The sequence below is a fragment of the Clostridium perfringens genome, from assembly GCF_016027375.1.
Taxonomy (GTDB): Bacteria; Bacillota; Clostridia; order Clostridiales; family Clostridiaceae; genus Sarcina; species Sarcina perfringens.
In genome coordinates this window covers 466,256-489,577 of record NZ_CP065681.1, presented here as the reverse complement: position 1 = coordinate 489,577, position 23,322 = coordinate 466,256, and the positions used below count along the sequence as shown (strand labels likewise).

Genomic DNA, 23,322 nt, shown 5'->3' with positions numbered 1-23,322 from the left:
AGATTACCAAATCAATATAAGAAAAAAAGCTTAACTAAAAAGTTAAGCTTATGCTAATCCAATAATAGATAATATACGTTCTCTAACATTATTTCTATCACTACTTATCTTGTTTAAAAAAGAAATACGCTCTTCTTTGTTTTTGAAAGCTCCTTTTGGAATTGAAACATAATCAATTGAAGATATAAATAAATATATATTCTCCTTAAAAGAAAATACCTCTCTTATAATTTTCCAAGGATATATTCTCTCTACTGCTCCTTCATTATATTCAATTCTTATTCCATTTCCTAAAATCTCTACTTTACAGTTACCAAACATATTTTTATTTTCTAAGAATCTAACCTTCTCTTCTATATCACGCTCTATTATTTTTTTATTTTTAATATTACATACTATAGAAAAAATAAACCATGCTAATAATGTAACAAAATAAAAACTATTGTTTAAATCTTTGCTGGCTTTAATAAAAACCATGGTCATTATAAATACAAATACAGCCCCTATGATTTCAAACAAAGTCCAAAAGAAAATTTCTCTGCTTATAAACTCTTTTCTACATTTTACAAATTCATTTTTGTTTAAAACAAATTCCAACATATGCGCTTTCTACTCCCCTTAAGCATTTAATCTCCACTTTCCCAAAATTTATATAAATAATTTTACCATAGCTTTTTTAAATAAACTATTATGAACATATTACAATTGAAATTTATTAAAATTTTAATCTTAAAATTCTAGTTCAATTACTTTTCCTTCTTTTAGACTTTCTTTAACATTTATTATTCTTTGATTTGAAGAACCTCTAAATTTTAATCCATCTTCTTTTTTATTTATATCAAATTTTCCATCAACTAAAACATCAATGTTTTCTAAGTATTCTTTCCACTTATTAAATTCATTAGCATGTTCTAATAGATATTCAAATTTATAACCTGTATAACTCCAAATATTTAATCCTAATTCTCTTGCAGCTTTAGCAATATATATAAATTTATTAGCTTGTTCTAGTGGATCTCCACCACTAAATGTTACTCCATCTATAAATGGATTATCAGCTAAATCCTTTATTAATTCATCTATGTCTCTTTCTTCTCCACCATTAAAATCATGAGTATCTGGATTGAAACAACCTATACAATTATGTTTACATCCTTGTGAAAAGAAAACTCTTCTTATTCCAGGACCATTTACTAAGCTCTCATAGGCTATTCCTGATAATCTAATAGTATTACTCATAGAAAATTACCTCCTATATTATTTATATGTTCCTTTTTTTAAAATTATCTGTTTAAAAATGCTAACTATTGTTAATCATTAAAATAAGTATTAATTAGGGGGTACAAAATGACTAATCAAAACTTATTTTTAGAAATAGAAAAGCACTTATTAGAGGATGTTAAACCATCCATATTCTTAAATAAAATTAAAGAGGAAGAATCATTTAAAAATTCTTCTTTTAATATTTTCAACCAACTTAATAAGGAAAATCAAATCCACCAATCCAATCCTTGGACCCATACATTAAATGTAGTAGACCTAGCTTCAAAATACAAAGATTTATCTAATAACTCAAAAGCTTTTATGTGGGCAGCCTTATTCCATGATATTGGAAAAATAAGAACTCTAAACCCAATCCATGATAGAATTGGAGGAGAAATAACAAGAAGATTCCTTAGAGAATATAGTGATGATACTTACTTAAACGAAAAAATTATATCTCTAGTAAAGCATCATTCTGCACCTATATTTATTATTAATAGAGTCTCCTATAGCATAATAGATTTAATAAACACGGCAGATATTCATGATGTTGCCTTATTATCACTATGTAATAGGCTGGGAAACCTAAGTTCTAAAAATAATGACTTAGAGAAAAATCTTTTAGATAGTAATAAATTTCTTAAAATCATGTCTAGTAAAACCTGCTTACCATTAAAAGAAATAATAGTATAAATAAAAGGTTATATTAATAGAATCTTATTTTGAAACTATTAATATAACCTTTTTTATTTATACTGTAATTAAATTATTATCAGATTCATCTTCTTCAATATCACTTATAACATTCTTTATCCATTTTCCCGATTTTAATCTTACTGCTTCGAAGATTATCTTTAAGAATTCCTCTGTACAAATTAAGAAATATACTCCATATACAGGTAAAGAAAATACTGTAGCTCCAAGGAAAGCCATTGGTACAGCATAAAGCCATATTGTTCCACATTGTACTAACATAGAGTAAGTAGTATCTCCACCACCTCTAAATACACCAACAATCATAACCATATTAAAAGCTCTTATTGTAAAGAACAATCCTATTATTCTTAAAACTTTAACTGTATCTAAATAAGTTCCTTCACTTACATTAAAAGGCTTTAATGCTAATGGTGCTGTTATCCATATTAAAATTCCTAAAATAAATCCTACTAAAACAGCTATTACAGCTATATCCTTAGCGTATTCTCTTGCTATTTCTTCCTCATTAGAGCCAATTTTATTCCCTATCATTATAGAGGAAGCTGTAGCTAAACCTATTAGTAATACCATAAACATATTATTTAATGTGGTAGCAATCTGCATGCTAGCAACAGCGTTTGTTCCTATTCTAGCATAGGCTATTGAATATGCAGTCATACCTAAAGACCATACTATTTCATTTACTATAACTGACCAAGATGTTCTAAAGTATATTTTTACAAAATTTAAATCAAAGGACATAAGCTCATTTAATCTTGATGCCACCTTATTCTTTCTAAAATAAACAAAGGAAACTATAAATATCATCTCTACTAATCTTGCAATAGTGGTTGCTAAAGCTGCTCCATTAACTCCCATAGGCTCAAAGCCTAAATTTCCAAATATAAGTACCCAGTTTAAAAATGCATTTATCAAGACTCCAACTATACTTGCATACATAGGAACACTAGGTTGCTCTGTACTTCTTAAAGCTGAAGAATAAGCTTGAGTAAAATTAGTAAATATACAACTTACAGAAACAATCTGTAGATATTTAGCTCCTAATTCTATAACATTTAAATCATTAGAAAGAATCTCCATAATTTCATAAGAAAAAAATCCAGATCCTAAGGCAAAAAGAGTTGAAACTATAAGTCCAATAGATATATCTAGTCCCAAAACTTTTTTAATATTTTTCAAATCTTTTTTTCCCCAAAACTGAGACATGAAAACACTAGCTCCAGCATTTATCCCAAGAATACATAAGGTAAAAATAAATATATATTGGTTAGCTAACCCAACTGAGGCTATTGACTCTTCTCCTAGCTTTCCTACCATTAAATTATCTACTAGATTTAATGACGATGTAATGAAACTCTGAATTGTTATAGGAACAGCCATCATTATCATAGTAGGTAAAAATTCCTTGTTCTTAAAACCTTTCATGAAATTTAATCCCCCTTTTAAAAAAATACAAAAAAATAAAAGCAAATGGGTAGTCTTTAGCCGCCCATCTGCTTTTAAATCCTATTAATTGTCTAATAAATCTACTTCTTAGTCAATATAATCTTTCTCTTATTTACATTTCTTTAAAATATTTAGGCTCAAAAATTTTAAATTTATCAGATTTTTACTAGAATTTCACTAAGATTTTATTGTATAATATACATCTCACTAAAGTTTTTAGTGAAAGTACACCAAATTACTAACAATAATACGTTCAAAAATTTATCCACAGAATAATTTTTTGAAAAATATCCACAGTTGTTGAATTTAAAAATAATCCACAGGTAAATTAAGTTCTATTTGCCTGTGGATTATTTTGAATTTATATAATTATGGATAATTTTAATTTTTCTTTTAACTCTTCTGAACAGAAGGAAGCTTCCACACTATTTAAATAAATCTTTTTATAATCTTCAAAGTCTATATTAAATGTCTTATGTACATTTTCAAATTCTTCAGTAAGATTTATATTAGAAACTGTTCTGTTATCTGTACTTAAATTAACTCTTATATTATCTTTATGATATTTATAAATAGGATGCTCCTCATATTTATTCACACCCTTTGTGTCTATATTGCTCTTAGGGCACATTTCTAATGTTACTCCTTTTTCTTTTACTAAATTATAAGCCTCTTCATCATTAAATATAAATAAGCCATGCCCTATTCTCTCTGCACCTAGAAGCTCTATGGCATCTCTAACATTTTTGCCATAACCAGTTTCACCAGCGTGTATTGTAACTCTAAAACCTGATTCTCTTGCTAATTTCATCACTTCTTCATAAGGTTTCACAAAGTTTTCTAATTCACCACCAGCTAAGTCTATAGCAACAACACCTTTTCCTATGAAGTTTTTCCCCTCTTCAATTACCTCATATACACTATCTATAGAATGATGTCTTAAACAAGATAGTATTACATTACCTTTTATGTCATAAAGCTCTTCAGCTTTTCTTATTCCCTTTATTACACTCTCTATTACTTCTTTTTGAGTCATCCCCTTTTCTAAATGCAATAATGGAGCAAATCTTATTTCTATGTATTTTACATTTTCCTTACTTGCATCTTCCATAAGCTCAAAAGCAACTCTTTCTAAGTTCTCAGCTCTTTGTAATAGTCTTACTGGAAGAGCAAATCTATTTAAATAATCTTCTAGTGAATTACAGTCTTCTGGAATAACTAATAATTCTTTTACCTTATCATATTCATAGCTATCTAGCTTAACTCCCTCTTTTTTAGCTAACTCAATAGCAGTCTCCACTCTTAAGGATCCGTCTAAATGGCAATGTAATTCTATCTTTGGTAAATTCAATAAATTCATTTATATTTCCTCCCCGAATTAAATATTTATATTAAAACTAAAATTTCTAGTATTGAATAAAGAATTTATATATCCTAAAAAAGGTTCAAAAAAAAATTCTTGATTACGAAGAAAGCAAATAGGCTTTCTTCGTAATCAAGAATTCTCGGTTCTTGGTAGAAACCTCTAATCCATATCATTAGAGTTATACGAAGCAAAATTTATTTTTTATTTATTTTACCATATAAAAATTTATAGTCAACAATAAATTATTAACAAAACTTGAAATGATTTTTAAAGTAAAATAAAAATCTATGCACATGTATTAAATTTTTATCTAATTAAGATAATATATAAAATACATTGCATAGATTTTTCTATAAACTTATATAAATAATTTCATTGAAAATATTAAACACAGTGATAAGCTTTTTTATTTCCTTCTAAGTGAGAACGTCTATCTTCTCTCTCTTCATATTTTCCTGGACCAAATCTTTCATCAAGACTTAAGTATCCAGTAACCCTTGATATTCCTTGAATATCTTGGCATCCACATTTAGTACATTTGCACTCATTGTTATGAAGATATGTTCCACAATTTTTACAATATCTTATATGGAAGTTAATCCCCATATAACTTATATTAGTTTCTTTGTAAGCATAGTTAACTATTTTCATTATAGTTTCTGCATTTGGACAATCATCAACTTCTATATAACTGATATGTCCACCATTACATAATTTATGATATGGTGCTTCAATATCTATCTTATTTTTTATTGATATTGGACAGTAAACAGGAACATGGTAACTATTTGTATAGTAATCCTTATCTGTTACTCCTTTAATTATTCCAAAGGCTTTTTTATCTTGCTTTATAAATTTACCTGATAATCCTTCTGCTGGAGTAGCATAACAGCTCCAGTTTAATCTAGTTTCCTCAGTTAATCTATCACAATATTCTCTTATTCTTTCAACTATTTTTATTCCTAATTCTCTTGAAGCTTCATCTTCACCATGATGCTTTCCAGTTAAGGCTATTAAAGTTTCTGCAACTCCTATAAATCCAATTCCCCAAGTACCTTGTTTTAAAATTGGTTCTATTGAATCATCTGGACCTAAGTTTTCAGCACCTTTCATTAATCCTTGACCTGCAACAAAAGGTAAATCCTTAACTTTTAAGTTTTTAAGAACTCCATATCTGTGCATTAAAGATTCTTTAGCTATTCTTAATCTATCATCTAATAACTCAAAGAATTTATTAATATCTTTTTTAGCTAATATTCCAAGTCTAGGAAGGTTTATAGTTGTAGGAGCTATATTTCCTCTTCCCTTACATCCTGGTTCACCATTAACATTTTTCATAAGATAAGTTCTACATCCCATAGTTGCTGGCATATATCCCTTATCATAGTATTCCTTATTAAAGTCCGCATCGATATTCATGAAGGTTGGATTCATTCTCTTAGCTGCTACTCTGCAAGCTAATTCATATAAATAGAAATATGGATCCTCTACTTCTCTATTTACACCTTCTTTTACTCTAAAGATTATGTTAGGGAATATTGGTTGTTCTCCTCTTCCTAATCCTTTTTCGTATTCTAATAAGAATATTTCACAAACTAAAGCAGCATCTTCATTGTATGGAATTCCTAAGTTTAATGAACTAAAAGGAACTTGAGATCCTGCTCTTGAATGCATAGTGTTTAAATTATAAACAACTCCTTGCATTGCTTGATGCACTCTTTCTCTTAATTTTTTCTCTACTAGTTCATCTAACTTAGCTCCTTCTAAGCCTAATCCTATGTATTCTTCTCTTATCTCTTGCCTTGTAGGTTCTACAAAAACACTCATATCATTATCAAAGTCTGGATGTGATTGTCCTCCAAACATATCATTTTGAGTTGATTGTAATAAAATACATGATAATTCCGCTGCTGTCTCTATTCTTCTTGGTGCCTTAATAGTTCCGTATCCAGTGTTAAATCCACTTTGTAATAACTCACCAGTTGGTATGTGTAAGCAGTTAGTAGTTAAATTGTAACTATCTAAGTCATGATAATACACATCTCCATTTTCATGAGCTTTTGCTAATTCTTTAGGCATTGTAGCTAAGTTATACCATTTGTTAGATTCTGAAGCTATTCTTAAAAGCTTTGATGAGAAGTTATTTCCTACATTAGCATTATCTCTATCAGTCTCTACTCCGATCTTACTTATAGCTTTCATTAAGTCTGATTTTATTTCTCTAACTTTAGTTCTTTCAGTTCTATATGCCTTATATGCTGTTGCTACTTGGTTAAAACCATTATCCATTAAAGCCTTTTCTACTAAAACTTGAATTTCTTCAACAGTGACATCTGTCTTACCTGACATTTCAATATAATTAATTACCTTTTGTATAGTATCTAAAACTTGGCTTTCCCTTATTGCAATACCAACTTCATTGGCTGCTCTCTTTATTGCATTTGCTATTTTATCCGCATTAAACCTAGATTCTCTACCGTCCCTTTTCACAACATGTAGCATTTTCAATTCCTCCACTCCACTATATCTTGTACTCGAATCATTATACTCTACTATTAATAGTTATGCTAATTTTAAAAAATCCTTATACTAAAAAAAAGACTTATTATCTCCCTCTTTCCTTCTTTTTCTTAGCCTATATTCAATTTTTCTTTAGTTGACATTGGCAAAAACTTATTCTTATCTTCTCCATAAGATGAATAATATTCCATATAATGTAACATAATAAATATATGAAAAGTAATTCATAGGAGGAGTTTAAATGAAGAAAATAGCATTAATTGCTTTTCAATTAATATTAAGTTTATTAGTTGGATTCATATTTGGAAATTTAATTATGCCTTTAAAAACATCAGAAAAAATAGATACCTTAAAAGAACTAAAGCCAATAGATTTAACAATGAATGAAGAAAATCCCTATGACTTTGATATGGAAGAGTTATCTTTAGAAACCCTTAGCCCATACACAGGAAAGATATTAGAATCAGATTCAATAGATAATATTCCTTTTATGTGTATAATTGAAAATTCTAGAGCAGCTCGTCCTCAAAGTGGACTTTCAGAAGCAGATATAGTTTATGAAACCATGGCCGAGGCAGGAATTCCTAGATTCTTAGCTGCATTTTATGAAAATTCTCCTGAGGTTATTGGGCCTATAAGAAGTGTACGTCCTTATTTTTTAGATATTTCTAAGGAACACGACCTACCTTTTGCACATTGTGGTGGAAGTGCAGAAGCTCTAGCTACAATATCTAGTGACAAATCCTTAAATAGTATAAATGAAATTAAAAACGGAAGTGCTTTTTGGAGGGATAATACAAGAAAAGCCCCTCACAATCTTTATACTTCAGCTAAAAATATAAGAAAGTTCATTTCTGATAATGGATATGAGTATTCTAAAAACAATACATTAAGTTTTAAAGATAATTCTCTATTAAATTCTTCTAACTATATATCTGAAATAAAACTTAATCTAAGTGACTATTACAAAACCTCTTATAAATATGTAGATGGCTTTTATGAAAAGTATATGGATGGAGAGCTTGCTATAGATAAAAATACCAACTCGCCTCTTAAATTTAAAAATATAGTGGTTCAAATAACTGATATGTCACTTCAATCTGATAATACTCATTTAGATATTGATTTAACAGGTACTGGAGAGGGCTATGTTTTCTCTAATGGAAGAATGGAAAAAATTCATTGGGAAAAAGAAGACTCTAATAGTAAAACCACATTAAAAGCTGAAGATGGCACTCCAATTTACTTATCTAGAGGTAACACAATTTGGAATATAGTAGATAAAAATTCTTCTTTATCTTTTAATTAAACCCTCAATTAAGTTCATAAGTAAACCGTTTTCTTAAAGAATAATCTGTTTTAATATATTATTAACAGATTATTCTCTCTTTGTACCATTATCAATATTGATAATGGTATCAGTATTGATATATAATTCAGTTAAAGCTAAACTTAATTCTCATTAATTTCTATAAATGTTGAATTATTCGGTTTGCTATTTAATTCACTAAATAGAATATAAATTATTATTTTATTTAGTAAGTATAAAATGATTGGGGGCATATAAAATGCAAAAAATTGCTATAATAACAGACAGCTCTTGTGACTTAACTATAGATGAAATAAAAGAATATAATTTAAATATATTACCTTTAAAGATAATATATAAAGACAGAGAATATAATGATATTTTTGATATAAAACCAATTGATGTTTACGAAAACTTACATAATGAAGTGCCAACAACTTCTCTATGTAGTCCTGACTATATAAATTCAGTATTAGATAAATTAGAAGCTGAAGGATATACTCACTTAATAGGTATATTTATATCTAGCTCATTATCAGGTACATTCAATGCTGCTAGATTAGTTATTGAAGAACGTAGTTCTTTTAAATCTTACTTATTTGATAGTAAAATAATAGGTTATCCTTTAGGTTCTATAGTTATAAAAGCAGCTGAATTTGTTAAGGAAGGAAAAAGCTTTGAAGAAATAATTGAAGCTCTTCCAAGTATAAGAGAAGCTACAACTGGATTTTATACTCTTAATACCTTAGAATATTTAAGACGTGGTGGAAGAATAGGTAAGGTTGCAGGAACAGTTGGAGATTTACTTCACCTTAAACCAATAATATCAGTTGATGAACATGGTGCTTATACAACAATTGCTAAGGCAAGAGGAAGAAAACAATCCTTGAAAAAACTTGCTAGCATAATTTTAGAACATCTTGATGAAGGTAAATGCAATGTAGCTATCCTTAATGGTATGGCGGAAGAGGAAGCTAATCAAGTTCTTGATTCCATAAGTTCTCATCCTAACTTATTAAAATCTCAAGTAAGAGCTATAGGAGCTGCTATGGGTGTTCACGCTGGCCCTGGTATGGTGGGTGTTTCAATTCAAAAGGAAATTTAGCTATGTATAATGATGAATTTATAAAAGCTGAAGAAAAACGCCTTTATGATGAATACAAAAAACAGGTAGCCAATTTAAAAAAAGTACAAAAAGAAAAAGATGCTGTAGGACAAGTCTTCACTAAGGGCCTTCTTCCTATATACGCATTATATATTCTTAGTATTCAACCTACTAACGGAAACGATTTAGCTCAGAAAATTGGTGAACAAACTAATGGGCTTTGGTTTCCTAGCACAGGTGGAATATATCCCTTACTAAAGAAATTAGAAAAACAAGGCTTTGTAACTGGCTCTTGGGATGATCCTAAAAGAAAAATACAAAAAGTATATTCTTTAACCCCAGAAGGTTTTAAAGAGTTTGAAGAAAAAAAACATTTATTAAAGCCTAAAATAAAAGAAGCCTTAGAAGTCTTTAAAATAATATATTCACATCTTTATAACTAAAGAAGATTCTAAAAGATTATATAATCTTTTAGAATCTTTTAATTTTAATTATTATTCAACTGAAATAGCTGCTACTGGACAACTACCCTCAGCTTCTTTTGCTGCTTCTTTACTATTTTCAGGAACTTCCTCAACTATTGTATGAGCTTTTCCATCATCATCCATATCAAAAACTTCTGGTGCTATTGTTGGACATAATCCACATCCAATACATGTATCTTTATCTACATTGGCTTTCATAATTATTGCCTCCTTAAAATTTTATATTAACAATATCATTATTCCCTAAATTTTAATTTATATTACTTTATAAATAAACTTAATTAAAAAAAATAAAAAAAATGAACCAAAATAATATAACTATTTTGGTCCATTCTTTTATTTATACTAATATAATCCTTCAAAGATTAATGAATATAATGGATTTTCAGCCACATATTCTTCAGCTTTTCCATTTTCTAAAGCTTCAGTTAAGTCTAAGTTTATTGGTAATTCTCCTATTAGAGGAAGTCCTAAATATTCAGCATGCTCTTCTGAAGATTTCTTGCTAAATACTCTCATCTTCTTACCACACTCACACTCTATGTAAGCCATGTTTTCAACTACTCCTCTTACCTCAACATTCATCTTATGAGCCATAGTAACTAATTTTTTAACTATCATTGATACCATGTCTTGAGGTGTTGAAACTATTACTAATTCCTTTATAGGGAATGTTTGCATTACTGTTAATGTTATGTCACTTGTTCCTGGTGGCATATCTATTAATAAGTAGTCTAATTCTTCCCAATCAGTATCTTTAAACATTTGGTTTAATACTCCTGTAACCATTGGTCCTCTCCAAATTACAGGATCATCTTCAACTTCCATAAGTAAGTTCATTGATATAACTTTTATTCCTAGCTCAGTTTTTACTGGAACAAATTTAACTTGCTTACCTTCACTATCCATGGCAACTATATCTGCTCTTTTTTCATTTATCCCAAAGAATCTTGGCATTGATGGTCCTGTTATATCAGCATCTAATACTCCAACTTTATATCCTTTTTTAGCTAATTGAGTAGCTAATATTCCAGTAACAGTTGATTTACCAACTCCACCTTTACCACTTATAACACCTATAACATTTTTAATATTTCCGTAGTTAGTTCCTAATTTTGCTGGTACTGATGAACTACATCCTCCATCTTTACTAGCTGAACTACATTTGTCTTTATTTGCACAACTTGCACAACTTCCCATAAGAAAAATCCTCCATTCTGTTATCTATCCCATTCCTTTTGAACATCTTTCCAACTATCATAAACATTGATGTCCCAAGAGTTCTTATAAACTCCATCTACATAGAATTTTTTCTCTGAATGAGTTAATCTGTTTTCAATGGTTATTACAGTTCTAAACATAGTAGATGTATAACCATAATTTCTTACAGTAACTATTATATCAAAGTCATCTCTATTATGGTTCATTATTGAAGCATTTGGAACTACTTTTTTTACATCTTTTTCAAAATCTTCAATATCTGATGATAACATATATTTTGTACAATCTCTATCTCCAAGTATATCAATACCAACTTTGGCATTATCTTTGTTTAGTTCATCTTTTTCTTTTTTCATTACTTCAAGTATTGAAGTATAGTATATTTCATCAAAAGCTCTAGGTTTTCTTATTGCCTGCATATTTTGCATTAAATAGTTATCTAATCTCTTAGATATTCTATAAAAGTGATCTCCATCATAGAAATTACCTTCTCCATTATTTTTTACACCTGTTACATAATAGAATTTCTTTTCTTCATCACCAACATGTATTTCAAAAATATAATCTGGAGGTAAATCTGTCTTTTTGCTAACAACCTCAGCCTTAGATAACATACTGTATATATTATCTATTACTGACTTTTCTTTTACTAAAAACCTAAAACCAGAATCTCTTGTACTTTGAATAACTATTTTATCAACTCTATTTTCTTTTATATATTCAAAGTCATTATTATTACTCCCAACAAATTTGGAGCTTATATCTTTAGCTGAACATCCAGCAATGCCTAATCCTAAAACTAAGCAAAGTATTACTAGAATTAATTTCTTATTTTTCACTTGTTTCTTTTCTCCCTTTTAATTTATTTATATTATATAGTAATATACCCCCTATTAATATAAATATTGATATAAATTGAGATGTTGATAATGATCCTACGCTACCTCTAGGATCATTTCTTAAAAACTCTACAAAGAATCTACCTATACTGTATATTATCATATACATGCTCATAGTTTTTCCTTTTTCTTTGTTTTTATTTCCATACCATAGTAAAAATAAACCTAAGGCAAAATCAAAAATTGACGAAAAGATTTGTGTTGGATATAATGGTATCCCTGCTGGAGCTAATGAATCAGCTGGAAATATAATTCCTATAGAACTTGTAGTTTCAGCCCCATAACAACATCCTGCAAGTAAACATCCTATTCTTCCAAATCCTTGAGCTAAGGCTAAACCTGGTACTACTAAATCTGCAAGCTCTAATACATTCCACTTATTCTTTAAAGAGCATAGAGCGATTCCTAAGGCTCCTCCTATTATGGCTCCATAAATTACAAAGCCATTTCCAAAATCTCTAAATATTAAACTTGGATCTTGCATAACTGTTTTCCACTCAGTTATTATATAGAGTATTTTTCCTCCTAAAATCCCTGAAATAACAGTTAAGATAGTAGCATTAAAAAGCTTATCTTCGTTATAGCCTCTTTGAGTTCCTCGCTTTAAGAATAATAATGTTGCACAGATTATACCTAATCCTATCATAAATCCATAGCTATAAATCTTAAGTCCAAAGATTTCCCCTAAAACACTCCTCATAAACTCCTCCAATATTTATTTGTAAATTTAAAAGAGAAGCATATTATTATGCTTCTCTTTTAAATTTAATTATAATACTTCTATTAAAGCAAATCAAATTTTCTACTCCCCATGCTCTATACTATCAATTATGGCTTTATATATTATTGAATAATCTTCTTTTTGCTTACTTTCACTTGCACTAAATAATACCTTTATTATTTTATTTTCTCCCAACTTTTTATAATAAACGGTATTAACGTAGGTTATTCCCTTTTGATTTTTTTCTTTAAAAACTACCTTCTTTACTAATTCATCATTAAGACTTTCATCAGATACTAAATAGTCACTTATATCATTCTTACTAATAAGCTCTTTTTCCTTCTCAACCATCTTTTCTAAATCATCATTTGAATTTAAAATCTGCACATATCCCCATAAGCCCATAGTGTCACTTATAAAACTATTATCATAAATAATATAATTTCCTGGGTATTTTTTTTCTTCAACGTCCCAACTATCAGGTAACTTATAGGTTAAAAGACCATCTAGGGCGGTATATGTACTTAGCCCTTCAATATTATTATTTGTTAATGCAACTTTTTTTATATTTCCAGTAAACATATTTTCACCAGTTACTAATATTATCATAAGCAAAACTAATATTAGGGTTATACCAAATTGTTTTTTATTCAAAAAATCACCTCTTTTCATCTTTTAGGAAAGTCTATATTTAAAATATATTCAGCAACTAAGTAAAAATTACTAAATAGAGTATTAATATTACATAAATAAAAAACTGTTTATATAGAAATAAAATCTATATAAACAGTTTTTCTCTTGATTATTTCATAGGGATAACTACAGATGAGTTTTCAAAATCATAGAACATTATCCAATAGCCATTTTCTCTATCTCCATATCTGTCCCATGTAACGAAACCAGTTCTACCACCGTATGGTTGATCTTTTCTATCCTTAGTTCCTGGAATAGCATATAAAATATATTTTATATCTCCATCCTTATCACACTTTACACCAAAGAAGAAATGACCTGCTTTGCTTATATAAGGATAGTAATTAATCATAGGATAATACATCATTGTGTATTTATTATAGTTTGACATATTACACATATCATCGAAGTTTCTAACATCAACCTTATACCATGCACATCTTTTTATATCCTCTGCAAATTTAGGAACCTTCTTACATCCTTCTAAAGCTCCCATTAAAACTTCACCTATAGGACAATCAAAGTCAACTTCATAAGTTTTTTCTTCTTTCTCCTTACAATCTCTAAGTTTCATTTGCTCTATTTCATTTTCGTACTCTGCAAATCTTCTACCTAGCTCATAACGTTCTCCATCATAAGGATCATATTCTCTTTCTAAATCTATTTTACTTATAAATCTATCACACTCTTGTAATTTTGATCTATAATCCCAATTATCATTGCGGTGATATTTTTCCTTATAGCAGTCTTTATAACCTTCTATTTTCTTTTCTTCATGCTTATCTTTATCCGTATCTTTATCCTTATATTCTTTATGCTCTTCATGTTTATCTTTACAATCATCATCTACTTCATATTTATCTTCTTTCTTATATTTGTCCTCTTTATCATCTTTATCTTTTTTATCCTCTTCACATTTTTCTTCATGCTTCTCTTCTTTATCATGGTGCTTGCACTCTTCTTTGTCTTTTCCTCTACAGTCATCTTTTTTCTCTTTATATTCTTCTTTTAAATGCTCTTTGCAATCATCTTTATCCTCTTTGTCTTCTTTATCCTTGCAATATTCTTTTTTACATTCCTTTTCTTTATTCTCTTCTTTTAAATAATCCTTGTCCTTTTCTTTTAGATACTCTTTATACTTATCTTTTTCCTCTTTGTCTTTCTTGTCCTTATAATAATCTTTATCATCATTATATTTTTCCTTATCCTCTTTCATGTTAATAGGACATTCTTTTTTCATTTCGTCTTCTTTATTATTTTTATCGTAATGAGACTTTTCTTTGCCTGATATCATCTTAATCTCATAATTTTTCCAATTATCCTTTGGCATTTGGTTATTTAAAAATCCACACATAAAGAATACTGTTCTACCATTAATATTTTTTCCTATAGCAGCTCCTACTATATTCTCATAAGATACATTTAAATCTCCTATGTTGATAGAATCATATTCTAAACTCATTTCTGCCTTTCCTTGTTGATTTATGTTCATTGGACCAAGATTTATATTCTTCTTAAAATCTTTCTTGTTACAAATAAGCATCATATAACAATCTTTGTATTCTTTCTTTAAGTTTTGAGCGTAAAAAGAAACTTTACATTTATCATTCTTAGTTTCTATCTTGGCATATCCAGTTAAAGGCTTATCTGAAGCCATAGAATGCCCCTTTTCATCTTCTTGTAATATTATAAAAGTTCTATATGATTTATTATGTGCCAATTCTCTGGTCCCTCCAATATAATTTTATTCTCTACAGTATATGAGAGAACAAAAAAAAAGAGAATAAAAATTTAAAAATTCTTATTCTCTCTAAATATTCTAGTTATTCATATATTTATCTATTGCATCTGAAAGAGCACCAAACTCTGCTAAGCTTAAAGTCTCTCCTCTTCTCTTAGGATCTATTCCAGCCTCTTCATAAGCCTTTTCCATTAATTCCTTAGGAAGTTTTACATTTTTAGTTGCATTCCATAAAGTTTTTCTTCTCATGTTAAATGCATGTCTAACAATTTCAAAGAATAATTTTTCATTTTTAACCTTAACACTTGGCTCTTCTAATCTTTCTAATCTTATTACTATAGAATCAACCTTTGGTCTTGGTATGAAGCATGAAGGTGGTACCTTTCTAACTATTTTAGTATTACAGTAGTATTGAACTAAAATTGATAAAGCACCATAATCTTTACAATTAGGCTCTGCATTCATTCTTTCTGCTACTTCTTTTTGTATCATTATAGTTAATGATTTAAAGTTATATCCACCTTTTAATAAATTTACTATTATAGGAGTAGTTACATAATAAGGTAAGTTTGCAACTAACTTAACGCTTTTTTCATCTCCTATAATTTCATTAAAATCAACTTTTAAGGCATCATTATGTATTAATTGAAACTTTGGATTATCTCCAAGCTCAGCTGTTAATATTGGAATAAGTGAACTATCTAATTCAATAGCAACAACTCTCTTTGCTCTTTTAAGTAATTGTACAGTAAGAGTACCAACTCCAGGTCCAATTTCTATTACTAAATCATCTTCACAAACATCTGCTCCATTTACTATATCTCTTGGAACAGAATCATCAATTAAAAAGTTTTGTCCTAAGCTTTTTGAAAATCTAAAATTATACTTCTGAACAAGCTCCTTTGTCTTTATATCTTTTATTTCGTTTATATCCATCCACTACTCTCCTATATCATCTTTTCTATCTTTTCTATCTTTTCTATAGCTTTAACAAATTCTTCTTTTGTTATGCCATAGTTATTTAATCTTGAAAGAACTTGGTTTGCATTTCCATAACCGATTCTTAATTCTTTACCAAGTAACTCTCTTCTCACTTTAGCCTTTGGATCTGCTGATAATCCAAAGTATATTAGATCTTGTATTGTAAATTCTTCTCTTTTTTCTTCTAAAGTTATTTTTGCATTTTCTAAGGCTCTAATTATAGCCTCTGGTGACGCATTCTCTACGCCTATGTTTCCATCCTTAGCTCTAGTTCCTTCTGCTCTTCCTATGTAAGCATGCTTAACGCCTTTAACTCTCTTTGATATTATTGATCTTATCTTTTCTCCAGCAAAGTCTGGATCAGTAAATACAATAACTCCCTTTCTTTTTTGAGCTTCTTTTATTCTCTCTATAACCTTTGCATTTATTCCGAATCCACCAACAGCTATGATTTCAGCATCTATAGCTTTCTTAACTGCTGTTATATCGTCTCTACCTTCAACTACTATAACTTCTTTAATCAAGGTTAAAACTCCCTTTCTTATTATATGTACTATATTTAATTTACCTATATCTCATTTAACTGTCAATAAAATGCTTTAATACAAAATAAATAGAGGGTCTAAAAGAATACTCTTTTAGAATCCCTCTCTTAGTATTGGTATTACCATTCACCAGGATAAGCTATTATATAAAGATTAACATTTCTTCTTCCCCACTGTTTACATTCAGGTGCTGAATTTAAGAATAAATCTATTATATTATTTTTTATAGCTCCACCAGTGTCTTCTGCTACTGCATAGCCATATCCTTCTACATAAACCTTAGTTCCTAAAGGTATTACTCTAGGGTCAACAGCTATTGTACTTAATCCATTTGGATCTCTCTTAGGTACAGTTCCCGTAGCTGTTATTCCATCTCCAGAATAGGCAGTAGCTTCTACTACCATTGCTTTTTTATAATTTATATTATCGTTTCCTCTTGAAAGAACTAATTTCTCCATAGTTCCTTTAACCACTACTTCATCTACTGGTTCTTTAACAACTTTAGATTCTACTACTTCTCTAGATACTTCTTTTCCATCTTCCATAACTAACTTCATAGTTATTTCCTTTTCTCCAGCAGAACCCTCTTGAGTAGTCTTTTTAACTCCACTCTCTAAGTTATCATCTTCCTTTACTACAGTTTCAAAGTCTATTGGCTCTTTTTCAACTATGGTTTTCTCTTCAACTCTTGTAATCTTTATTTTCAAATCCTTTGATAGTTCTGTTTCTAATGAAGGCTCTACCTTGTCTAAATCATTTAGATTAATTCCTTCTTTAACCAGCATATTCTTTACTGAATCTTCCGCAGAATCTATCTCTATATTTTTTCCATCAACCATTACTTCTACTGGAACTGCCTTCTTAATGCTTATTACATCATTATCAGCAATCTCGCTTGTTAAACTTGGTTCTATTTTATCCTTGTCAGATAAGTAAATTCCTTGTTGACTCAAAACTGCTTGTACATTTCCTTTAAATGTGGCAACCTCTAAATTTTCACCATCTAAGTTTATGGTTATATTCTTATGTGCTGTAACTAAAACTGCTATAAAACTTACTAAAACTAAACTAAATACTCCTAATACAATTTTTCCATTTTTCGAGGCAACCTTCTCTTTCAATGCCTTAATTATTTTTTTCATATAATCTTCCCCCTTTTAGGCAAGAGTCATTTCGACATTATATATTACCTTTTCAAGTATGTCAAATCTGATGACTCCTAAAATTTATACTTTTAGTTGTAAATTATAATAAATAATTGACCTCTGCTTATACAGGGATTTGGTAAATAACGGTTGATTTATATTTAAAAAAGTACACTATATTATATTAGTGTACTTTCCATGTTATTACATTTATTTTTCTTTAGTTTAGTTATGGTTATATTAAATTTTGAATAATCTCTTTTTATTGTTTAATAAGATTTCATTCATTTCTTCCCCTGAAATTCCTCTTATTTCACTCATTTTATATATGATATATTCAATATAATCTGACTTGTTTCTTTTGCCCCTAAAAGGAACTGGTGTCATAAAAGGACAGTCAGTCTCAACTAGCATTCTTTCAGCAGGTATTTCTCTACAAACATCTACTAATTTTTTAGCATTTTTAAATGTTAAAACTCCTGTAAATCCAATGTAATATCCTAATTTAATGCACTCTTTTGCAAATTCAACTGAACCTGAAAAACAATGTACTACTCCAATTACATTTGGAAACTCCTTCATAATTTCTAAAGTGTCTTTATGAGCATCTCTATCATGTATAACAACTGGTAAATTTAATTCATCAGCCAATTTCATTTGTGCTCTAAAAACTTCTTTTTGAACTTCTCTTGGAGGATTTTCTTCCCAATAATAATCTAGTCCTATTTCTCCAATGGCTTTAACCTTTTCATTCTTAACAAATTCTTTTATTTCTTTTACAACATCCTCATTAAATTCATCTGCATTTTCTGGATGTATACCAACTGCGGCATAAAACATATCAAACTCTTTTGCAAGTTCAACTGATTTTCTTAATCCATAAAGATCAGATCCACAATTTAAAACCCCAATAACTCCATTTTCTTGTAGTTCTTTTATTACATTTTCTCTATCTTCATCAAAACTATCTGAGTCATAATGTGCATGTGTATCAAATATTTTATATTTCATAATTTTCTCCTCTGAATTTTACATATAAATTGTAGATAAAAGTGGTGATAGAATTCCTAGAATTCCTCCTAATAAAGCTCCTAACCAAGTTATTGCCTTAAGTTCTTTATTAGCTATTCCAATTATGATTTCCTCTGCATAATCCACTTCAAAAGCATTTATCTGTTCTTCTACTATTGAGGAAATATCCACAATTTCTAGTACTTTAGCTGATTTATTTTCCACAAAATCATTATATAAATTATCTAAAATACTCATAATACTATTTTCTAAGTTTTGTTTATTATAACATATATCATTTAAGGAATTTTGTAAAAATTTATCAAATACCTTTTCAATCATTTTACTTATTTCACCAGATAATTGGTTATTATTAACAATTTGAGAAATCATTGAATCTATATTATCAATTAGAATATTTTCATAGTCATTGAATAACACTTTTATAATTTCTTCATAACTATTAAAAGAAGAAATTTTACAATTTAGTTTACTTATTATAGAATCTATATTTTCTTCTGTATTTAATTTTTTTGAAATCTTATCTCCTAAAGCATCTGATATTACCTCTAGCTTTTCTTCTCCAACATTATTTATTACATCACTTACTTTTTTCTTCATACTTTCATGTACAAAAGCTAAAGCCGCATCACATATATACTCTTTATTTTCTTCTTCACTTAAAGATTTATCAACTAATGAAACTAACTTTCCATATATTACATCTCCACTTAGAAACATTGATACTATAGATGGTATATTATCATTTATTGCACTTTTTATCTTATGTGAAACCTCATCATCTCTAAGAAGATTTTTTATTATATCCACAAAGGTATCTTTTTGAGATTTTACATATTCTTCTATATAAGGTTTAATATTTTCTGGAATTACTTCCTCAATAGTTAAATCTTCTTTTCCTAAAGTTTTTACTTCTTTAAGAAGAGCTTTTCCTATTATGTCTCTTGTTTTTTCTTCCTCTAAAGTATTTATTATTACTTCTCTAAATTTATTGCTATTTATAAAATCAATTATCTTTTCAGGCTCTTTATTTAGTCTTTCTTTAATAGAATCTACTATATAAAATTTAACCTTATTTTTAAACTCCTCTTCCTGAATTGATTCTAAAATAGTCTTAGCTATATTGTCTATCATATTTCCCTTTAGAGCATAGTAATTTTCCCCTAAAGTATTCTTTAATGAATTCTCTAAAGTTGAATTGCTATTGATAATTTGATTAATTTTTTCTTTAGCAACCTCATTAAATTTTGCTTTTATTTTATCATCCTTTAAAGCCTTGCTTAAGCTATCTGAATTTAGTAAATGAGTTCCTACAGTTTCTCCAACCTTATTAGCTATTCTACTTTTTTCCTTAGGTATTAACCCTGGTGTAAAAGGAAGTTTCATGCCAAAGATATACTTTGCTTCTCTTGGCCTAAATAACATTTTTATAGCAAGCCAGTTTGTTATGTAGCCTATTACTGCTCCAATTAAGGCTCCTATAATATAAATTTTCATCTATTTTCACTCCTATCAATTTAAAATTCACTTAAATAGTGTAAAATATTATATATTTATATTAATATAATACTACTTATTTTTTAAGGGTGGTGAATAAAATGGATTTTAAAAAATTATCTAATATAAAAGAGTGTAGGTTATTTTCCCACTTCAGCGATCAAGATATTCAAGAATTATTAAGCTCTGGTTTCGCTTCAGTAAAATCCTATTCAAAGGAAGACTTACTGTTTTCTGAAGGAGAGTATTGCGATTTTTTAAGTGTAGTTATAGAAGGGAAAATAGAAATTCAAAAATTAGATTCTAACGGAAACATATTAGTGGTTGCAACCTTAAATAGAGGAAATGTTTTTGGGGAAAATCTTCTTTTTGGAGATAGGAACTTTTACCCAATGTCTGTTGTAGCTAAAGAAAATTCTCAAGTTTTACATATAAAAAAGGATTATATATATAAACTATGCTCTTCAAATGAAGCTTTTTTAAGAGAGTTACTTAGAATTCTTTCAAATAAAGCTCTTAATCTAAGTTCTAAACTTAAACAAGTGACAATGAAATCTATTAGAGAAATGATTTGCAATTACTTATTAAAAAAATATAACAAAGAAAAATCTACAACTATAAAGTTAGAGTTTTCAAGAAAGGACTGGGCTGACAAACTTGGAGTCCAACGTCCTTCATTGTCTAGAGAACTTATGAAAATGAGAGATGCAGGGCTTATAGACTTTTCAAAAAACATAATAGAAATAAAAGATTTAGAAGGGTTAAAAGGTTATTTACTTTAAATCAAATGTTAATATTTTTGTACACTTTTTGACACATAAATGCCACATAAGAAGCTTAATATAATAATTGTAACGTAGCTAAAACACTAATTTAATTTTACCCCTTAAATGGCCCTTGAATAGTTTGTCCCCCTTACGCAAATGTCAAGGGCTATTAAGTTTAATTAATTTAAAAAATTTCTATATAATAATTCCTAACCTTAAACCTTAAGATGTAGAATAAGCCTTGTTTCTAATGTTAATAGAAGCAAGGCTTATTTTATTTATATCTTTTTATTCTTTAATCTATTTAGTTCTTCTATAGCAACTTTCTTGTCTATTTTATCAAATAAAAATTCAACTCTATTAACTCTTATATTCTTCCTCTCTTTAAAGCTCCACTTTATATCCTTTATACCTAAAAACATTTTTATTTTCTCACAAGTAAAAGGAATTATAGGATTCATTAAATCAGTTAAAGCTACTAATATTTGAGAACAAATATACAGTACCTCTTCACATTTTTTCTTGTTATTATTTATTAAAATCCAAGGTTTATTTTTATCAAAGAAATCATTTCCCTGTTTTATAAGATTAAATATTTCTTTTACTCCCGATTTAAATTCTCCCTCTTCAAATTTATTACCTACAGAAGCATAAGTTCTTCTTATTATGTTTTTCCATTGAAGAGGAAGTTCTTCTCCCTTTATTTCCCCATTAAAGTTTTTCTTTATAAAGGTTAAAACCCTATTTGTAAAGTTCCCTATTTCTCCTACTAATTCATTATTATTTGCATTTATAAAATCTCTCCAAGTAAAGTCAGAATTTTTCTCTTCAGCACCTCTACTTATTAAATAATATCTAATAGAATCTATATTATATCTTTCCATAATGTAAGGAACCCATATGGCCCAATTTCTATTGGTAGAAAAAGTTTTTCCTTCTAAGGTTAAATATTGAGAAGAGAATATTCTAATTTCACTTTTCTCTAATCCAATGCCAGAGAGCATTGCTGGAAACATTGTTGTGTGAAAGGGTATATTTTCCTTACCATGAACTAGGTATATTCTACTTTCTTCATTATTCCAATATTCTTCTAAAGATTGTCCTTTTTCCTCTATAACTTTCTTAGATGCAGTAACATAGGCTAACAGTGCATCAATCCAAACATAAACTCTTTTATCTTCAAAGCCTTCTATAGGAACTTCTATTCCCCAATTAATTTCTCTTGTTAGAATCTTATCTCTTAGCCCACCCTCTAAATATCTCTTAGTTATTTTAATGGCATTTTCTCTCCAACTCTCTTCTTCATCTAATATATTTTGAATATAATCTTGAAAATAAGATAATTTAAAGAAAAGATTATTAGAACTTCTAACTTCAACTTTACTATTACATTCATTACAAAGTCCTTCTTTAATCCCAAATTCATCTAAGGTATCACAGCATTTTGGACAATAAAATTCTTCTGTTTCTTTTTCATATATAAATCCCTTATTATAAAGGCTTTTTATTATATATTTCACCTGCTCTTCATGATACTCACTATCTGTTCTTGTAAATATATCAAAGGAAAATCCTAATTTATTAAAGCACCTAACAAATTCCCTATGGTACTTATTTATAAGCTCTTCTGGTGACTTATTAATCTCCTTGGCTTTATTTAAAATTGGAGATCCATGACAGTCAGATCCTGAAACAAAAATAACTTCATCACCCTTAGCCCTATGATACCTTGCCAATATATCACCTGCCATCCAAGATGAAACTCTTCCTATATGAAGTGAGCCGTTGGCATAAGGCCAAGCATTACCTATAATTACTTTCATTTTATTAGCCCCCTTAAAATGCTTCTATCTACAATATTATGATACA

Annotated in this window: 22 protein-coding genes and 1 riboswitch; of the genes, 5 read left to right on the top strand and 17 right to left on the bottom strand. The window is 28.6% G+C overall.

The genetic code is table 11. The features are described 5' to 3' along the window. Window positions 1-48 precede the first annotated feature (48 nt). On the bottom strand, window positions 49-600 hold the full coding sequence (locus I6G60_RS02485) for a YcxB family protein (protein WP_003456686.1): 552 nt from the start codon (window positions 598-600) through the stop codon (window positions 49-51). 129 nt (window positions 601-729) lie between these two features. After that, on the bottom strand, window positions 730-1,239 hold the full coding sequence (gene nrdG / locus I6G60_RS02480) for an anaerobic ribonucleoside-triphosphate reductase activating protein (protein ID WP_003450666.1): 510 nt from the start codon (window positions 1,237-1,239) through the stop codon (window positions 730-732). Between the two features lie 108 nt (window positions 1,240-1,347). Here nrdG and I6G60_RS02475 point away from each other — a divergent pair, with 108 nt between their 5' ends. Further along, the gene (locus I6G60_RS02475; protein ID WP_003456742.1) at window positions 1,348-1,956 is read left to right on the top strand and encodes an HD domain-containing protein; all 609 of its coding nucleotides are present in this window, start codon (window positions 1,348-1,350) and stop codon (window positions 1,954-1,956) included. Window positions 1,957-2,013: 57 nt separating this feature from the next. On the opposite strand, the gene I6G60_RS02470 is transcribed toward I6G60_RS02475, so the two are convergent. The 3 genes from I6G60_RS02470 to I6G60_RS02460 form a co-directional block, all read right to left on the bottom strand. Beyond that, entirely contained in the window at window positions 2,014-3,405 is a 1,392-nt protein-coding gene (locus I6G60_RS02470) for an MATE family efflux transporter (protein WP_110035102.1), read from the bottom strand. A gap of 382 nt (window positions 3,406-3,787) precedes the next feature. Next, complete coding sequence (add, locus tag I6G60_RS02465; protein ID WP_110035101.1) at window positions 3,788-4,786, bottom strand: adenosine deaminase; 999 nt, start codon at window positions 4,784-4,786, stop codon at window positions 3,788-3,790. 112 nt (window positions 4,787-4,898) lie between these two features. Then, window positions 4,899-4,998: riboswitch (purine riboswitch) on the bottom strand. A gap of 178 nt (window positions 4,999-5,176) precedes the next feature. After that, entirely contained in the window at window positions 5,177-7,294 is a 2,118-nt protein-coding gene (locus I6G60_RS02460; protein WP_197925568.1) for an anaerobic ribonucleoside triphosphate reductase, read from the bottom strand. A 259-nt stretch (window positions 7,295-7,553) separates the two neighbouring features. On the opposite strand from I6G60_RS02460, the gene I6G60_RS02455 reads away from it, so the two are divergent. The 3 genes from I6G60_RS02455 (at window position 7,554) to I6G60_RS02445 (ending at window position 10,169) form a co-directional block, all read left to right on the top strand. Then, the gene (locus I6G60_RS02455) at window positions 7,554-8,621 is read left to right on the top strand and encodes a DUF3048 domain-containing protein (RefSeq protein ID WP_197925566.1); all 1,068 of its coding nucleotides are present in this window, start codon (window positions 7,554-7,556) and stop codon (window positions 8,619-8,621) included. 259 nt (window positions 8,622-8,880) lie between these two features. Continuing rightward, complete coding sequence (locus I6G60_RS02450) at window positions 8,881-9,726, top strand: DegV family protein (protein ID WP_003456808.1); 846 nt, start codon at window positions 8,881-8,883, stop codon at window positions 9,724-9,726. 2 nt (window positions 9,727-9,728) lie between these two features. Further along, on the top strand, window positions 9,729-10,169 hold the full coding sequence (locus I6G60_RS02445; RefSeq protein WP_003450702.1) for a PadR family transcriptional regulator: 441 nt from the start codon (window positions 9,729-9,731) through the stop codon (window positions 10,167-10,169). A 51-nt stretch (window positions 10,170-10,220) separates the two neighbouring features. On the opposite strand, the gene I6G60_RS02440 is transcribed toward I6G60_RS02445, so the two are convergent. From I6G60_RS02440 to I6G60_RS02390, 11 genes are all read right to left on the bottom strand, one after another. Then, window positions 10,221-10,409: a ferredoxin gene (locus I6G60_RS02440; protein ID WP_003450562.1), complete on the bottom strand. Its 189-nt coding sequence runs from the start codon at window positions 10,407-10,409 to the stop codon at window positions 10,221-10,223. Window positions 10,410-10,556: 147 nt separating this feature from the next. Continuing rightward, entirely contained in the window at window positions 10,557-11,411 is an 855-nt protein-coding gene (locus I6G60_RS02435) for an Mrp/NBP35 family ATP-binding protein (RefSeq protein WP_057258192.1), read from the bottom strand. Window positions 11,412-11,431: 20 nt separating this feature from the next. Beyond that, the gene (locus I6G60_RS02430) at window positions 11,432-12,271 is read right to left on the bottom strand and encodes a hypothetical protein (protein ID WP_003456826.1); all 840 of its coding nucleotides are present in this window, start codon (window positions 12,269-12,271) and stop codon (window positions 11,432-11,434) included. Next, complete coding sequence (locus I6G60_RS02425) at window positions 12,261-13,031, bottom strand: prolipoprotein diacylglyceryl transferase (RefSeq protein WP_057258193.1); 771 nt, start codon at window positions 13,029-13,031, stop codon at window positions 12,261-12,263. Before I6G60_RS02425 ends, I6G60_RS02430 begins: the two co-directional genes overlap by 11 nt. 102 nt (window positions 13,032-13,133) lie before the next feature. Beyond that, complete coding sequence (locus tag I6G60_RS02420; RefSeq protein ID WP_003450740.1) at window positions 13,134-13,706, bottom strand: hypothetical protein; 573 nt, start codon at window positions 13,704-13,706, stop codon at window positions 13,134-13,136. A 148-nt stretch (window positions 13,707-13,854) separates the two neighbouring features. Then, window positions 13,855-15,465 carry a hypothetical protein gene (locus I6G60_RS02415; RefSeq protein WP_110035099.1) on the bottom strand — a complete coding sequence of 537 codons (1,611 nt, stop codon included), beginning with the start codon at window positions 15,463-15,465 and terminating at the stop codon, window positions 13,855-13,857. Window positions 15,466-15,564: 99 nt separating this feature from the next. Then, window positions 15,565-16,422 carry a 16S rRNA (adenine(1518)-N(6)/adenine(1519)-N(6))-dimethyltransferase RsmA gene (gene rsmA / locus I6G60_RS02410; protein ID WP_003450598.1) on the bottom strand — a complete coding sequence of 286 codons (858 nt, stop codon included), beginning with the start codon at window positions 16,420-16,422 and terminating at the stop codon, window positions 15,565-15,567. An 11-nt stretch (window positions 16,423-16,433) separates the two neighbouring features. Further along, window positions 16,434-16,991, bottom strand: a complete 558-nt coding sequence (rnmV, locus tag I6G60_RS02405; protein WP_110035098.1) for a ribonuclease M5 — start codon at window positions 16,989-16,991, stop codon at window positions 16,434-16,436. A 140-nt stretch (window positions 16,992-17,131) separates the two neighbouring features. Beyond that, window positions 17,132-18,154 (bottom strand): ubiquitin-like domain-containing protein, encoded by a 1,023-nt coding sequence (locus I6G60_RS02400; RefSeq protein WP_003456850.1) that lies wholly within the window; start codon window positions 18,152-18,154, stop codon window positions 17,132-17,134. Between the two features lie 243 nt (window positions 18,155-18,397). Next, entirely contained in the window at window positions 18,398-19,168 is a 771-nt protein-coding gene (locus I6G60_RS02395) for a TatD family hydrolase (RefSeq protein ID WP_197925565.1), read from the bottom strand. 18 nt (window positions 19,169-19,186) lie between these two features. Further along, a complete protein-coding gene (locus I6G60_RS02390) occupies window positions 19,187-20,686 on the bottom strand; it encodes a DUF445 family protein (protein WP_003462961.1) in 1,500 nt (499 codons plus the stop codon). A 101-nt stretch (window positions 20,687-20,787) separates the two neighbouring features. On the opposite strand from I6G60_RS02390, the gene I6G60_RS02385 reads away from it, so the two are divergent. Continuing rightward, window positions 20,788-21,468 carry a Crp/Fnr family transcriptional regulator gene (locus tag I6G60_RS02385; RefSeq protein ID WP_003456830.1) on the top strand — a complete coding sequence of 227 codons (681 nt, stop codon included), beginning with the start codon at window positions 20,788-20,790 and terminating at the stop codon, window positions 21,466-21,468. Between the two features lie 263 nt (window positions 21,469-21,731). Here I6G60_RS02385 and I6G60_RS02380 read toward each other — a convergent pair whose 3' ends face one another. Then, entirely contained in the window at window positions 21,732-23,276 is a 1,545-nt protein-coding gene (locus I6G60_RS02380) for a methionine--tRNA ligase (RefSeq protein ID WP_003456732.1), read from the bottom strand. Between the last annotated feature and the right edge of the window lie 46 nt (window positions 23,277-23,322).

What these genes read in the sequence shown, in the direction of transcription:
- rsmA (WP_003450598.1), bottom strand. Translation starts at nt 16,422, where the DNA reads ATGGATATAAACGAAATAAAAGATATAAAGACAAAGGAGCTTGTTCAG.
- I6G60_RS02425 (WP_057258193.1), bottom strand. Translation starts at nt 13,031, where the DNA reads ATGAGGAGTGTTTTAGGGGAAATCTTTGGACTTAAGATTTATAGCTAT.
- I6G60_RS02455 (WP_197925566.1), top strand. Translation starts at nt 7,554, where the DNA reads ATGAAGAAAATAGCATTAATTGCTTTTCAATTAATATTAAGTTTATTA.
- I6G60_RS02460 (WP_197925568.1), bottom strand. Translation starts at nt 7,294, where the DNA reads ATGCTACATGTTGTGAAAAGGGACGGTAGAGAATCTAGGTTTAATGCG.
- I6G60_RS02445 (WP_003450702.1), top strand. Translation starts at nt 9,729, where the DNA reads ATGTATAATGATGAATTTATAAAAGCTGAAGAAAAACGCCTTTATGAT.
- I6G60_RS02440 (WP_003450562.1), bottom strand. Translation starts at nt 10,409, where the DNA reads ATGAAAGCCAATGTAGATAAAGATACATGTATTGGATGTGGATTATGT.
- I6G60_RS02390 (WP_003462961.1), bottom strand. Translation starts at nt 20,686, where the DNA reads ATGAAAATTTATATTATAGGAGCCTTAATTGGAGCAGTAATAGGCTAC.
- I6G60_RS02400 (WP_003456850.1), bottom strand. Translation starts at nt 18,154, where the DNA reads ATGAAAAAAATAATTAAGGCATTGAAAGAGAAGGTTGCCTCGAAAAAT.
- I6G60_RS02470 (WP_110035102.1), bottom strand. Translation starts at nt 3,405, where the DNA reads ATGAAAGGTTTTAAGAACAAGGAATTTTTACCTACTATGATAATGATG.
- nrdG (WP_003450666.1), bottom strand. Translation starts at nt 1,239, where the DNA reads ATGAGTAATACTATTAGATTATCAGGAATAGCCTATGAGAGCTTAGTA.
- I6G60_RS02475 (WP_003456742.1), top strand. Translation starts at nt 1,348, where the DNA reads ATGACTAATCAAAACTTATTTTTAGAAATAGAAAAGCACTTATTAGAG.
- I6G60_RS02435 (WP_057258192.1), bottom strand. Translation starts at nt 11,411, where the DNA reads ATGGGAAGTTGTGCAAGTTGTGCAAATAAAGACAAATGTAGTTCAGCT.
- I6G60_RS02485 (WP_003456686.1), bottom strand. Translation starts at nt 600, where the DNA reads ATGTTGGAATTTGTTTTAAACAAAAATGAATTTGTAAAATGTAGAAAA.
- add (WP_110035101.1), bottom strand. Translation starts at nt 4,786, where the DNA reads ATGAATTTATTGAATTTACCAAAGATAGAATTACATTGCCATTTAGAC.
- I6G60_RS02395 (WP_197925565.1), bottom strand. Translation starts at nt 19,168, where the DNA reads ATGAAATATAAAATATTTGATACACATGCACATTATGACTCAGATAGT.
- I6G60_RS02385 (WP_003456830.1), top strand. Translation starts at nt 20,788, where the DNA reads ATGGATTTTAAAAAATTATCTAATATAAAAGAGTGTAGGTTATTTTCC.
- I6G60_RS02450 (WP_003456808.1), top strand. Translation starts at nt 8,881, where the DNA reads ATGCAAAAAATTGCTATAATAACAGACAGCTCTTGTGACTTAACTATA.
- I6G60_RS02380 (WP_003456732.1), bottom strand. Translation starts at nt 23,276, where the DNA reads ATGAAAGTAATTATAGGTAATGCTTGGCCTTATGCCAACGGCTCACTT.